General features: G+C 58.4%; 9 protein-coding genes. 3 read left to right on the top strand and 6 right to left on the bottom strand.

Annotated features, from left to right (window positions below; translation table 11 throughout):
- Positions 1-451: 451 nt before the first annotated feature.
- From NA78x_RS18090 to NA78x_RS18100, 3 genes are all read right to left on the bottom strand, one after another.
- Entirely contained in the window at positions 452-1,723 is a 1,272-nt protein-coding gene (locus NA78x_RS18090; protein ID WP_425613775.1) for an aminotransferase class I/II-fold pyridoxal phosphate-dependent enzyme, read from the bottom strand.
- A gap of 219 nt (positions 1,724-1,942) precedes the next feature.
- Positions 1,943-2,815, bottom strand: a complete 873-nt coding sequence (locus tag NA78x_RS18095; RefSeq protein ID WP_425613776.1) for an SDR family oxidoreductase — start codon at positions 2,813-2,815, stop codon at positions 1,943-1,945.
- An 843-nt stretch (positions 2,816-3,658) separates the two neighbouring features.
- Positions 3,659-4,579, bottom strand: coding sequence for a DMT family transporter (locus NA78x_RS18100; RefSeq protein WP_425613777.1), 921 nt, complete (start codon positions 4,577-4,579; stop codon positions 3,659-3,661).
- Positions 4,580-4,801: 222 nt separating this feature from the next.
- Between NA78x_RS18100 and serC the strand changes: the two genes are divergently transcribed.
- Together serC and serA are read left to right on the top strand one after the other, a co-directional pair.
- Complete coding sequence (serC, locus tag NA78x_RS18105; protein ID WP_425613778.1) at positions 4,802-5,911, top strand: 3-phosphoserine/phosphohydroxythreonine transaminase; 1,110 nt, start codon at positions 4,802-4,804, stop codon at positions 5,909-5,911.
- Between the two features lie 62 nt (positions 5,912-5,973).
- The gene (serA, locus tag NA78x_RS18110; protein ID WP_425613779.1) at positions 5,974-7,593 is read left to right on the top strand and encodes a phosphoglycerate dehydrogenase; all 1,620 of its coding nucleotides are present in this window, start codon (positions 5,974-5,976) and stop codon (positions 7,591-7,593) included.
- A gap of 9 nt (positions 7,594-7,602) precedes the next feature.
- Here serA and NA78x_RS18115 read toward each other — a convergent pair whose 3' ends face one another.
- Positions 7,603-8,256, bottom strand: coding sequence for a 3-keto-disaccharide hydrolase (locus NA78x_RS18115; protein ID WP_425613780.1), 654 nt, complete (start codon positions 8,254-8,256; stop codon positions 7,603-7,605).
- A gap of 94 nt (positions 8,257-8,350) precedes the next feature.
- Between NA78x_RS18115 and NA78x_RS18120 the strand changes: the two genes are divergently transcribed.
- The gene (locus NA78x_RS18120) at positions 8,351-8,947 is read left to right on the top strand and encodes a hypothetical protein (protein WP_425613781.1); all 597 of its coding nucleotides are present in this window, start codon (positions 8,351-8,353) and stop codon (positions 8,945-8,947) included.
- Positions 8,948-8,959: 12 nt separating this feature from the next.
- Here the strand turns inward: NA78x_RS18120 and NA78x_RS18125 are convergent, their stop codons facing one another.
- Positions 8,960-10,480, bottom strand: a complete 1,521-nt coding sequence (locus tag NA78x_RS18125) for a peptidylprolyl isomerase (RefSeq protein WP_425613782.1) — start codon at positions 10,478-10,480, stop codon at positions 8,960-8,962.
- A 103-nt stretch (positions 10,481-10,583) separates the two neighbouring features.
- Entirely contained in the window at positions 10,584-13,829 is a 3,246-nt protein-coding gene (gene mfd / locus NA78x_RS18130; protein WP_425613783.1) for a transcription-repair coupling factor, read from the bottom strand.
- Between the last annotated feature and the right edge of the window lie 98 nt (positions 13,830-13,927).

The following is a 13,927-nucleotide window of genomic DNA, read 5'->3' on the forward strand; positions in this document are numbered from 1 at the left end:
AACCTTCTCTGAATGTAATGCAAGGTATTTGCTCGAATGTCGCGCGACAGCCGAGCGGTCTAAAGTCTGATGAAGGGATGTCCCGATACGGATTCAATGGCTGTGGGTCTTCGGACATTGCGAAAGCAATGACCGAACAGCTTCCGGAAGGGTTTCTGTTGCGGCGAACAGGAACCCTTCCATTTTTTATGCGCCGAGCGAATCGCCTAGCCACTGGCGCACCTCGCACATTGCCCTGCCGGCAATCTTTACGATCGGCGCGCAGTGATCTTTCGTCAATTGCCTGGCGGTGAGAATTTTACCGCTCTGCTGGCATTCCGAGAAGGAGCCACCGAGATGGAGTTTACGCAAGCTGCGCGAACCCACTGGCTGAAATGGGCTGAAGAAGTTCGCACCAAAGTCTCCCCCCAGAGTACTGGGGCGAGCTTTGATGGTGCACGGTGCGAAGAGACTAGCCCGAAGCGGCGACAACCGTCTTGGGCACGCCGTTGGCCGGCTTCTCAGTGATTTGCGGCTTGGAATCGCGTTCCAGGCAGCGCGACATTTGGCGCAAAGCCTGCTTCAAGCGGTTCTCGTTTTCGACGAGTGCCATCCGGCAATACCCTTCGCCTGCGGGGCCAAAGCCAGTTCCCGGGCTGAGCGCGACGTTTGCATGTTCCAGCATGTACATCGCGAAGTCGACCGAAGTCATCTGGCTCGCCCACGGCTCTGGGTATTTGCCCCAAACGAACATCCCCGCGCGAGGCGTCGGCACTTGCCAGCCTTGCTTGCGCAGACCATCGAGCAGCAGGTCGCGACGAGCCTGATAGATGCGCGACTGCGATTCGACCGCGGCATCGGTATGTCGCAAAGCGACAATCGCGGCAATCTGAATCGCTTGAAACAGCCCGTAGTCGTAATAGCCCTTGATGACTCCCAGGGCTTTCACCATTTCCGGGTTGCCACAGCAGAAGCCAACACGCCAGCCGGCCATATTGTACCCCTTGCTCATGGTGGTGAACTCGACGCCCACCTCCTTCGCACCAGGAGCGGCCAGGAAGCTTGGCGGCTGATAACCATCGAAGGCGACGTCGGCATAGGCAAAGTCGCTGATGACCATGAAGCCGTACTTCTTTGCCAGCTTCACCACCTCGACCCAGAACTCGGGCTCGATCGTCACGCTCGACGGATTGTGGGGGTAGTTAAACACCACCAGCTTGGGCACCGGCGACAAATGCTCGCAGGTGAATGCAATGTCGGAGAGAAACCGCTCGTGATTGCCGACTTCCAGCGAAATCACGCTGGCACCGGCCATCGCGACGGCATACTTGTGAGCGGGAAAGAACGGCGCTGGAATGATCACGTTATCGCCGGGACCGACGGTCGCCAGCAACATGTGGCTGAAGCCTTCCTTCGAGCCAATCGTCACGCACACTTCGCTTTCGGGATCGAGCCGCACGCCAAACTTTTTGAAGTACTTGGCCGAGACTTCGCGCTTGAGATTCAGAATGCCGGTGGCTTTGCTATAGCCGTGATTGTTCGGATCGCGCGCGGCCTCGTTCAGCTTGTTGATAACGATGTCTTGCGGTGGCTCGCTGGGGTTACCCATTCCCAGGTCGATGACATCTTGCCCAGCTTGCCGCTTGGCATCCCGCAATGCGTTCACCCTTGCCAGCACATAGGGGGGCAATTTGATGAGGCGGTCGGCCAATTGAATCTTGAAGGGATTAGCTGGGGTGGTCATAGAGAGATCTCGACAGAAGTGCACTGACAGCAACAAAGCGGCAACCCTTGCTACCTTCTAGAATAATCATCGGGTCTTTTTCGCGATATGGGCAAATGAACCCTCCAAATCGTCAAAGTCAGCCTGGTTTGTGTAGGGTTCGGGGGGAAGGGGTTAGAGGCTAGGGACCAGGGCAAACTTCGAACTCTCCCCCTTGGAGCCGATTTAAGCGATTCAGGTTCACCCTTGCGTCCGTTTCCAGAGTTCGACGGCATCTGCCAGGCCGGCCCGATAGTCCGGAAACTCAAACTGCGGCGAGAGTTCGGCCAACAAGCGGCTGTTGTTCACCCGTTTGTCGGCCGAGCCACGCTTAGCCATCGCCGCCCCAGCCTCGGCGGGGGCGAATTGCGGTGGCGGAGCATTCAGCAGACGCGCCAACTCGGCGTAATACTCACCCCGAATCACTGGGTGACCATCAGCCACCAGCAGACAGGGCGAAGTTGGTTTTCGCTCGGCCAGCAACACGATACGCGCGGCGTCCACCACCTGAATCAAATTCAGATAGCCATCGGGAGCCGCTTCGATCGATTTCCCGGCCAGCAAATCCTTCGCACGCGGAATACGATCGGGCCCATAGATGCCTGCCAGTCGCAAAGCAACCGTGCGACTGGCAAACTTACTGGCGGCCAACTGCTGCTCGGCCGCCAGACACGCTTTGCCCCCCTCGCGCTTGGGCTCGCACGGTGAACTCTCGTCGATCCAGTCGCCCGCAAACGAACCGTAGACGCCGGTCGAGCTGATGTAGATGAAACGCTGGATCGAATCGGGAAGCCAGTCGATAACCCGCGCGAGTCCGTCAACGTAGACCTCGTGAATCGACTTGCCAGCTTGGGAATCGAAGCCGACCGCAAACAGCACCGTATCGACATCCGCCGGGGGGGCAATGGTCAATGGCTGCGTGATATCAGCGACCAGCGGCAAGATGCCGCTGCGTGACCATTCCGCAGCCCGCTCGGGCGACCGGGTGACTGCATACACCTTCTCTCCCGCCGCTTGCCACAACTGCAGCACTCGCCGACCCAGATACCCGCAACCAAATATCAGCTTCGCCATTGCTTTCCTCGTTCTATCTTTCGCAATCCATTTCCCGCCCCCGCCCCTGCGGCGCGGGTTTAACTGCTTTTGCGCTAGTGCCACCGTTCTGGAGCAACCGCCGATTGCCGGTTCTCAACCTATTCGCCGTCTTGTACTAACTAAGCATCCTTCGGAACGTAAGTCTGCGCCGCAACCATCTCCAAAACTATCAACTTGTCCAACTTCGGAGGTGATTGGCGACCGGCAAGTGGCATATCTCTCGGCTGCGGCGCGCGTTTGTGTTCAAAAGTCGACTCGATTGTTGGACACCCCTCTTTTGCGGTTTTCAAAGACTTACGGCGAAAGTTAATGCTCGGCAGCGGCGACTCACCTCGACTCCCTCCACGCTCGTTGATAACCACTTTTGATAACCTTTTGGCGAGTTTTGTTCATCCGGCCGCTCGTTGCAACTTCTTGCTTGAGAGCAATTTACCGCTTTGTAAGCCTTCATTCTGACGATCGTCTGAAAACCATTTGATAACCTTTTCGAATGCTCGTGGGCAATTGCAGGCCTACCGATTCGCGTCAACAAAACACAGTTGAAGTTCAGGACTGACTCAGCATCTTTCCGGTTGCAAATCCAACTTCGCGCACAGGCCCTGCGCCACGGTGGACCGGGGCGACGACACGATTACCCGCTTCGAACCTGTTCTCATTAGCGCACCATCGCGATCTATTGTCAATCACATATTGCAATATTTGCGCCGACTTGCTTACGACAAGTGTTTTTTGCTGGTGCCATTTTCCGCCCCCGCCCCTGCGGCGGGGGTTTAACGGCTTTTGCGCTAGTTCGACCTCGTTGAGGTAACCGCACGCCGTTTGTTAGGGAGGCACTTCAGGCTGATCGCGCAGTGTACCCAAGTATCTCAGCACGAGGCCCGAAAAGATGAGTCCGCCGCCGGTAATTGTCCACCAGGCAGGCATGTTTTCTCGCCACCCCCAGGCGAGACAAACCCAAACGGGAACGAGAAGCGGTTCGACGAGGCCGATGCCCGAAGCTTCGTGTCCAGGGATGACGCGCAGGGCTCGGGCAAATAGAAAATACGGCAGCCCCATCTGAAAGATGCCAAAGGCGGCGAGCATCAACCATTGCCGGCCATGCGGCCAGTACTCGGCGATGACACCGGGATCCAATTGATATACGGGCGCGAGCGCCGGAATGGCGAAAGGGGACAACACCCAGGCGGTTACGAGGTGATTTAAGGCAATCAGCCAGGCACTTTCTTCACTCCGCAGCATTCGCAGCGAGAGCACGACGCCCGCGTAGGTCACGCCGGAAGCGAGGCCAAACAGCACCGCATCGAAGGCGGCACCCTGCGACTCAAAATAGAGAATCAGGCCAACCCCCGCCGAAGAGAGCGCCGCCATCACCCAGTCGAGTCCGCGCGACGACTCTTTGAAGACAAAGACGCCGACTAACAGGACGATCATGGGCCCCGTGTTCTGCAGCCAGATCGCGTTGGCCGCGGAACCCTTTTCCATGGCGGTCAGGTACGTGTAGTTCATAACCGCGAAGACGGTCACCATCGGAATCATCTTCCACGACCAACTGGGCCGGCGAACCATGGGGAGCAAGATGACGCAGGCAAAGATTGCTCGCCAAAAGGCGATCGTTGGCCCCGGCCAGCCTTTGAAGTCCGGTGCTTTGGCGAAAAAGCCACTACTGCTCCACAAGAGCGCCGCCAGCAAAACCAGCAATCTCGCCCGCCAGCGTTCGGCAGAGGTAGGTTGAGGCGAAAACATGGCAGGATGGGTTTTGCGTGGGAAAGTCGCTCAGCATAGCAAACTTGCCTTTCGTAGCGGCAGACCTCCTGGTTTGCCCGCCACGGGGTCTCTCAAACGCCCATCGTCCCCTCCCCGCTGGCAGCAGATCATCCTAAAATCTCGGTTTCCGATTTGCCCGAACTTTTGTCGGCCGCCCCCTGTCGGATCTTTGGGCCGTCCATTCGTGGGAGAAGTGGTTCTATGTCGACCGTTACCGCCAATCAGCGCGTTTTTAACTTCTCCCCCGGTCCCGCCGTGCTCCCTTTGCCGGTGCTCGAACAAGTGCAGCGAGACCTGGTTTCGCTCCCCGGCTACGGCATGAGCATTCTCGAGATGAGTCACCGGGCCCCTGGCTTTCTCGATATCCTGGCGGGTGCCAAGCAGATGCTGCGAGAATTGCTCGCCATTCCTGAGAACTATCACATCGTCTTCTTGCAAGGCGGTTCCCGCCTGCAGTTCTCGATGATTCCGATGAATTTGCTGCGTGGCCAGTCCGCAGCCGCCGATTACCTCATTACCGGTTCGTGGAGCAAGATGGCCCTCGACGAGGCCAAGCGCGAAGGGCAAGTGAAGGTGTGTTGGGACGGCAAAGCGACCAACTACGACCGCCTTCCCACTCAGGCCGAAGCGGGCTTGAATCCAGATGCCGCGTACACCTATCTCTGCAGCAACGAGACCATCCAAGGCGTGCAGTTTGCCGAAGAACTCGATACCGGCGCTTCGCCGCTGGTCATTGATGCCTCCAGCGACTTTTTGCATCGCCCGCTGAACTTCAAAAACGTCGGTCTGGTCTACGCCTGTGCCCAAAAGAATGCCGGTCCGGCTGGTGTGACCGCCGTGATCATTCGCGACGATCTGCTGGCCCGTTCCCAGGACAGCTTGCCGGGTTACTTGAACTTCAAGAATCACGTCAAGGAAGATTCGCTCTACAACACGCCGCCAACCTTTGCCATTTACCTGATGGGCCTCGTACTTCGCTGGCTGAAGGATGATGTCGGCGGCCTGCAAGCCATGCATCAGCGCAACAAGGACAAGGCCAAGCTCATTTACGATCTGATCGACGGCAGCGGTGGCTATTTCAAGGGTCATGCCCAGCCTGCGAATCGCTCGCTGATGAACGTCACCTTCCGCCTGCCCAGCGAAGCCCTCGAAAAGAAGTTCTGCAAAGAGGGCGAAGACCGTGGTCTCGACGGCCTCAAGGGTCATCGCAGCGTCGGCGGCATTCGCGCCTCGATCTACAACGCGATGCCCGTGGCCGGCGTCGAAGCTCTCGCCGACTTCATGCGTGAATTCAAAAAGAACAACGGCTAAACGCGGTTGTTCTCCAGCGTCTCTCCCGAATCTGCAATCTGAAATCAACAATCTGCAATCCCATGGCCCGTATCATCGTTCTCGATCCGATCGCTCAAGAAGGTCTCGACATGCTGGCGGCTGCGCCGGGCATCGAGTTCGAAGTTCGCACCGGACTGAAGGGCGAAGCCCTGAAGAATGCCCTGACCGAATTTGACGGCGCGATCTGCCGCAGCGGTGTCACGCTCAACGCCGAGGTGCTCGACAACAACAAGCGGCTGAAGGCCATCGCCCGAGCCGGCGTCGGGACCGACAACATCGACAAGAATGTTGCCACGCGCCTGGGCATCGTGGTGATGAACACGCCAACCGGCAACACCCTCAGCACCGCCGAACATACATTCACGCTGATGCTGGCTCTCTCGCGCCGCGTGGCCGAAGCGTACATGACACTGTGCGGCGGCAAGTGGGACCGCAAGACTTACATGGGTTCGCAAGTTGCCGATAAGACCCTCGGCATTGTCGGCCTCGGTCGTATCGGTCAAGAAGTAGCCAAACGCGCGATTGCCTTTCAAATGAAGGTCATGGGTTACGACCCGTTCCTGTCGAACGAGCAGGCTCAAAAGCTTGGCATTCAACGGGTCGAAAAAGTCGCTGACATGCTGCCGCACGTCGACTACCTCACCGTGCATACGCCCCTCACACCGGAGACCACCGACCTGATCGACATGGCGGCTCTCGATAAGCTGAAGCCCGGCGTACGACTCATCAACTGCGCTCGCGGCGGCATCTACAACGAAGCGGCCCTCGTCGAAGGCCTCAAGAGCGGCAAGATCGGCGGCGTGGCCCTCGACGTCTTCTGCGAAGAACCGAATACCACCAGCCCGCTGCTGAAGATGCCGAATGTCCTTTGCACTCCGCACCTTGGTGCGAGCACCGAAGAGGCCCAGCAACAAGTGGCACTGGAAGCGGTGCAGCTGCTCATTAACTACTTCTCGACTGGCGAAGTTCGCCATGCCGTCAACATGGCCTCGGTCGACCCCGCCACGTTGCAGGCCATGAAGGGATACCTCGATCTTGCCTGGCGTTTAGGCCTGCTGATGGCCGAATGGCAACCCTCGGGCCTGAATGCCTGTCACATTACTTATCGCGGCGAAGTGACCAAACGGAACACCAAGCTGCTCACCGCTGCGTTCTGTGCCGGCTTGCTCGAGAAGGCCATCGAAGAAGTCAACATCGTCAATGCCGAAGTGCTGCTGCGTGAGCGGGGCATCCAGTTGACCGAAGAATCACGCTCCGACATGGGCGCCTTCAGCTCGTCGATGTCGATCGAAGTAAAAACGGACGACAAGACGCACGTTGCTTCGGGAACACTCTTTGGCAACAACATGCCGCGGCTCGTGCGCCTCGACGACTCGCGTCTCGAAGCCTACATCGACGGCAACCTGTTTGTCTTCACGCACAACGACGTGCCGGGCATCATCGGTGCTGTTGGTACCATCTTTGGTAAGCACAACGTGAACATCGGCCAGATGACCGTCGGCCGCGCTGTTCCCGGCGGCAGCGCTGTGGGTGTGCTTAATCTCGATACGGTGCCGCCGAAGGTCGCCATCGACGAAGTGCTTGCTCACCCGAGCATTACCAGTGCTCGCGTCATTCCGATGCCTTCGGCCGGCAAGCTCCCCAGCTGGCTAGGCTGGTAGTTCGAACAGCTACTTCAGCTCTTTGATACTCAGATTACGGTACTCGACATCGGTGCCATGGTTCTGCAGGCCGATAATTCCCTTGCGCGGACGATCTTTCAGCTCCGCGATTTTGGACATGTCCCCCGCCGTGATTTGTTTACCGTTGAGTTCAACGGTGATGAGGTCGCCGCGGCAGGTAATTTCGTAACTGTTCCACTGGCCGGCTCCGGCAAAAGCACTCTGGTCGGCAGGGACGGCTCCATAGAGCGAACCGCTGTATTGCCAGGGCTTGAGCTTGCCGGCGTAGACCGGACCGCGATCGTCGAGTACTTGAATCTCGATTCCCTTCACCCAGGGCTGCTCACCGGCTTTCAGTTCTGGCACGCGAATGAAGATGCCACTGTTGCCGTTCTCGGGAACTCGCCAGTCGAGCTTGAGGATGTAGTCGCCGTACTCCTTTTCGGTCGCCAGCCAGGAGTTGCCCGCCCTGGCCGTGAGGATGCCATCCTTCACTGTCCACTCCTCGGGAGGCAGATCCTGTTCGCTTTTCACTTTCCAGCCGGCGAGCGACTTGCCATCCAGCAGCGGCTGAAAACCTTCTTCCGCTGCGGCATTCAGGGCAATTCCGGAGCAGAGCAACAGCGAGCAGAAGGCGATGAAGCACAGGATGCGAAGAGACATGGAAAAATCCTTTCATCTTCGATTCGAATTTGCACTGCCCCGACTATAGAATGAAGCCAACCGAGGTCGCAACCAATTTCGCGAGGGTTCTCTCATGCAGCCCACGACGTCGCAATTCAGTCTTCGGTCGATGCTTTCGACCATGCTCACGGTCAGCATGGTCCTCGCTTATGTGCGAGTGTTCGGGAGCCATGGTTTGCTACCGGCCATTGTCGGCTGTTCGGTGGCAATCGTCGCCGGCATGCTCGTCGGCTGGGCCCGCGGTCGACTTGTTGAAGCGGTTACTTGGGCCCTGGTGGGCAATGCGATCGCTCTCTGCTGTGTCCTGTCGGCCGATCGAATCTCACTCGCGCAGCAACTGTTTTGGGTCTGCGTCGCTGGAATCACGGGGGCGGTGGCTGGCAGTATCCAACCACGCCATTGGCAGCAACGGATTTGGACCAGCGTGGCTCTCGCGGCGATTGCGGCTCCGCTAGGCATGCTTGTCGACAATCGCTCCACACAGCCCGAGTTTGTAGAAATGGTCCTCGCGCCGGCAGCGATCTTGGGATTGATGCTACTGGTGGAGTTCGTGGGGCAGCATCAAATGCGGCGGAGGATCGCCCTGGATGTGTGGGCAGCGGGAATCATCTTTGCCGTGATTGCCGGGAACTTTGGCGCGGTCGTCGTGTGGAACCTGTGGTACGTCTAACGACTGTCGGCGTTACCGCTGCTGTGTGCCGTTGCGGTTCTGCGGCTGGGCAGCAACTGCTGCGGCGGCCTCTTCGCCATAGATGGTCCAAACGACCGTCTTCTTGCGAAGTTCGTCCAGGCATTCTTTGTAGGCCACTTCACGCCGCTGCTGCGTGATCAATTCCTTGATCTTCACCTGGGCATCGGTGAATGGAATGAAGCCAGCTTGTTGACGCTCGGTCACGCGGACAATGTGATAGGCCTTTTCGTCCGCCAAAATCTGGCTGAGAGCATTCTGTTCGAGCGAGAAGATCGCCTGGTCAACCACTTCCGAAGCAAGACTCTTTTCGTTGGTCCAGTCGTAGGCTCCGCCTTTCGCGGCATTCGGTTCTTGCGAACCCTTGCGAGCAACCGCGGCGAACGGAGTGCCGTAGTAGATTTCGTTTCCCATCTGAGCGATGGCTGCATACGCGGCTTGCTTGTTGGGAAAGCTATCGTACTTGACGGTGATGATTTCGAACTTCGCCCGGGCCTTCACGGCAAAGTCATCAGCGTGGTCGCGATAGTAGTTCAGCATTTCGAGATGCGAGATCTCGGACTTGATCTTGATCTTCTCGAAGAGATTGGTGCGTCCCAGTTTGTAGTCGGCAAACGACCGCTGTTGCTTATCGAGCGACGAACCATAGCGCCGCAGGACCTGGTCGAGGTCGGCGAGGGTCTCGATCTGATTTTCTTTCATCAAGATCGCGAGTCGCGGCAAGACAGGATCACGCTTAGCGATTTCTTGCAGTTCTTCCGGAGTCTTGGCTTCGAGCACCTTCTCACGCATCGCGAGCAGCTCTTTTTCGAAATCTTCGCGCATCTTTTTGGTGATGCTGACGCGAATTTCGTCCATCTTGTCGCGGCCCGCCTTGGCTTCGATCTCGCGTTCGAAGCCGAGGTAGAGAATCTTGCTTTCGACCATCTGCTTGACGACTTGCTGAGTCAAACGAGGACGAATCGCTTCGATTTCTTTCCGTTCCGCGTCGGTGGTAATCTTCTTCATTACCGGATCGAGCATCTGATCGACGGTCGGGGCAACATCGCCATACAGGATGTACTGGTTGCCAACTGTCGCCACAATCTGGCTGGGCTGATAAAGCGCCGATCCAGCCAGCTGCGCCGCGTTGGGCGAGCTTTGGGTTGGATCGTAACCAGGAACGGCAGCCGCGATTGCACCGGGTTTGCTGGGAGCCGGATTGGCGGGCGGGGCCACTTGTGGTGGCTGTTGATAATTCGATTGCTGAGCGGGAAATGTCGGCGGCGGCTGGACGAAGGGTTGATTCGGCGCAGGTTGCTGAAATGGCTGATAGCGATTGACGGGCTGCTGCATCGGCGGAGCAGCAGCAGGAGGCTGCGCATTCGGATCGGCCGAGAAGCGGAAGCCATTGTTCGTGCCGGGCGCTGCAGGCTGGGCGTACGGATCCGCGCCAGCGGGAACTTGCCAGGCAGAAGCAGAGTTCACGCAGAGCGTGACTATCAGCATCGTGTGCAGGAGCTGCTGCAATTTCACGCCGGCGCCTTCCCTGGCAAATGTGAATGGACGGGTTCGCCAGCCACGCCTTCATGGCGCAGCATTGGCGAGACCAACTAACGGGCTGGCAACTATTAGCAGTTCACTTGATCGGTCGCAACACCGATTTCACCCAAGCAAATATCTGGTCCGGTTCGGTAACCTTTGCGGGCAGCGGCAGATACGACGATTTGTCGTCCACGATTCGTACTTTCCCGGGGTTTTGACGAGCTAGCTGTTCCATCCGCCCGCGATCTCGGTACTGGAAGACGACGAACTTTTCCTCGCGAAAAATCGCGGAGACGAACCACAGAGCTGCATCCATTTTCAGTTCGACGTGTGCCAGCAGCCGTTCGACCTGCTTAGGAATCGGGCCAAAGCGGTCGATCATTTCTGCGCGCATGTCGTCGAGTTCCTGAAACGCATGGATGCGTGTCAGGCGACGATACAGATCGATCTTCATCCGCATATCGGGAATGTAGTCGTCAGGCAGCAGTGCTTCGCCCGGCAAGCTGATATCGACGTCCAACTTGAGCCGCGGCGTGGAATTCTGCAGAGCTCGCACCGCGTTCTCAAGCAGCTGGCAATACAACTCGTAGCCGACCGTGGCGATGTGCCCGCTCTGTTGAGTGCCTAACAAATTGCCGGCACCACGAATTTCGAGATCGCGCATCGAGATCGCGAACCCTGCGCCCATTTCGCTGAACTCTTCGATCGCTCGCAAGCGGCGCGAGGCATTGGGCGTGAGATGGCGATTGGGATCGGTGAGCAAGTAACAGTAGGCACGGTGTTTGTAGCGACCAACGCGGCCGCGCAGCTGGTGCAAGTCGGCCAGACCGTAGCGATCGGCTTCGTCGATGAAAATTGTGTTCGCGTTGGGGATATCAAGCCCGCTCTCGACGATGGTCGTCGCCACGAGAATATCGAACTTGTGAGCCACGAAGTCGATCATCACTTGCTCGAGCTCATCGTCAGCCATCTGGGCGTGGCCCACTCGCACGCGCGCTTCCGGCACCAGCGTATTGATTCGTTTGGCGACTTGCTCGATGTCGTTCACTCGATTGTGTACGAAATAAATCTGACCTTCGCGGCCAAGTTCTCGCTGAATCGCATGCCGAATGAGATCGTTATCCCAGCGCGTCACGCGCGTCTCGACCGCGACGCGATCTTCGGGTGGCGATTCGAGATTCGAGATATCCCGCACACCCACGAGTGACATGTGCAATGTCCGCGGAATGGGCGTGGCAGAGAGGGTAAGCACATCGACGGTCGCCCGCAACAGCTTGAGGCGTTCCTTCACGTCGACGCCGAAGCGCTGCTCTTCGTCGATGACCACGAGCCCCAGGTTATGAAACTCAATATCTTGCGATGCGATGCGATGGGTGCCGATCACAATATCGACTTTGCCCGACTTAATCCCCGCGACTGTCTCGCGCGTTTGTTGGGGCGTGCTGAAGCGGCTGAGCTTGCCGATATCAAAAGGAAACTCCACCATCCGCTCGCAAAAACTGTTGTAGTGCTGCTCACAGAGAATGGTGGTCGGTACCAGCACCGCCACCTGGTAACCGTTGTCGACGGCCTTGAAGGCGGCCCGCATGGCAACTTCCGTCTTTCCAAAGCCGACGTCGCCGCAGAGGAGGCGATCCATGGGGCGAGGCTTCACCATGTCGGACTTGATTGCGCGGATCGCGGAAAGTTGATCGACCGTTTCGCTGTACGGGAACGATGCATCGAATTCGCGTTGCCATTCGCTATCGGCGGTGAATGCAATGCCCGGGCGACTGCTGCGCATCGCTTGCACTTCGAGCATCTCGACAGCCAAGTCGCGGACGGCACTCTCAGCTGCCTCTTTCTGCTTGATCCACGTTTTGCCACCAATCTTGGCCAGCGTAGGCCGGGTCTTCGTGCCGCCGACATACTTTTGGACGAGATCGATTTTGATCGCGGGCACGTAGATTCGCGTGCCGCCGTCGAACTCCAGTTCTAAGTGCTCTTCAGCTTGCCCCTGCTTGCTGATTTGCTTCAGCCCGCGATAGCGGCCGATGCCGTGCGCCAAATGCACAACCAGATCGCCATCACGCAAATCGAGAAAGCTGTCGATCGCTTTGCCGAGGTGTCTGCGCGGAATTCGTCGCAATTCACCGCGGTGAAACAGCTCGCCGCCGGTGATGATCAACATCTGATCGCGCGGCAGGCGAAAGCCTTCTCGCAGGCTGCCAATGACGAAATGGAGCCGGCCGGTCGTCATCAGTTTCGTATCGCGCAGCAACTCACGCAGGCGTTCGGTCTCGGCGTCGGTCGCGACGATCAAATACACACTGTGATCGACGGCCGAATGATCGAGTTCATCACGCACGCGCTGCAGATCGCCGCTAAAGCGCTCGACCGACTCGATGGGCAAGTGACAATTCGCGCCGTACGTGCCGGCCGATAGATGCGCGGCGGTAGCCACTCCCAGGCGGCTGCAGCTGCCCAGAACGGCCGTGACGGAATGGAACTCTTCCGGCTGCTCGGTCCGCTGCAGGATGTTCTTCCCCTCGTCAGCCAGCTGCTGCGGCTCGATCAGCATCGCCCAAGCATTCGCCGGCAAAAAGTCGGCGAAGTGAGCGGTCACCTTGTCCTGTGGCGATAGCACGGTGACTTCGATCTGGTCGAGAATCTCCAAGCTGCGCTGCGTGGCGACATCGAACGAACGGAGTGATTCGATTTCGTCGTCGAACAGTTCCAAGCGGACCGGCTCCAGCCAATCCGGGGCGAAGATATCGAGGATGCCGCCGCGATGCGAGAATTCGCCCGGCAACTCGACGGCGCTCGTCGCGTGAAAGCCGCTTTCGACGAACCAGCGCAGGAGCGCGTCGATATCGAGCCGCTCGCCCCGGCGAATCGTGCGCGTTCCCGTCTTCAATTGCTCGGCACTGGGCACCGGCTGCATGAGTCCAGCAATGCTTGCGACAATGACGGGCGAACCGCTAGCTCCAACAAGGGCCAGTCGCTTGAGTAGCCGAACGCGCTCGCCGTAGGTTTCGTCGCGGATGCCGCGTTCTTCGGGCAACGTATCCCAAGCGGGAAAACTGATGGCCTCGACCACACCAAACAGCGGCAAGTCGGCCACCAGATCGTCGGCTTCACGCTCGTGGGCGGTAACTACCAGCAGCGGTCGGTGGCCGGCCTTGGCGAGCGCGGCCGCCAGCAGCGCGCAGCTTGAGCCCCAGACTCCATCGAACGTGGCAGGTTGGCCGGATGCCAACGCTGCCGTCGCGGCGGCGAAGCCTTCATAACGCAGAAGCGAATCGGGTAGCTGGCGAAGGTTCTCGGCAGCTTTCTCTGTGGCGGGCAATGTTGCCGTCATGGCAGCCCTATTCTAGCGCGGCCGGCCACTCTGGCCAACGGCGGTTCGCCGCACTTGCCCCCTGGGCAAAAGGCAACGCTGCGGCCAATAATCGCGAC

Origin of the sequence: Anatilimnocola aquadivae (assembly GCF_049819085.1) — a bacterium.
Taxonomy (GTDB): Bacteria; Planctomycetota; Planctomycetia; order Pirellulales; family Pirellulaceae; genus Anatilimnocola.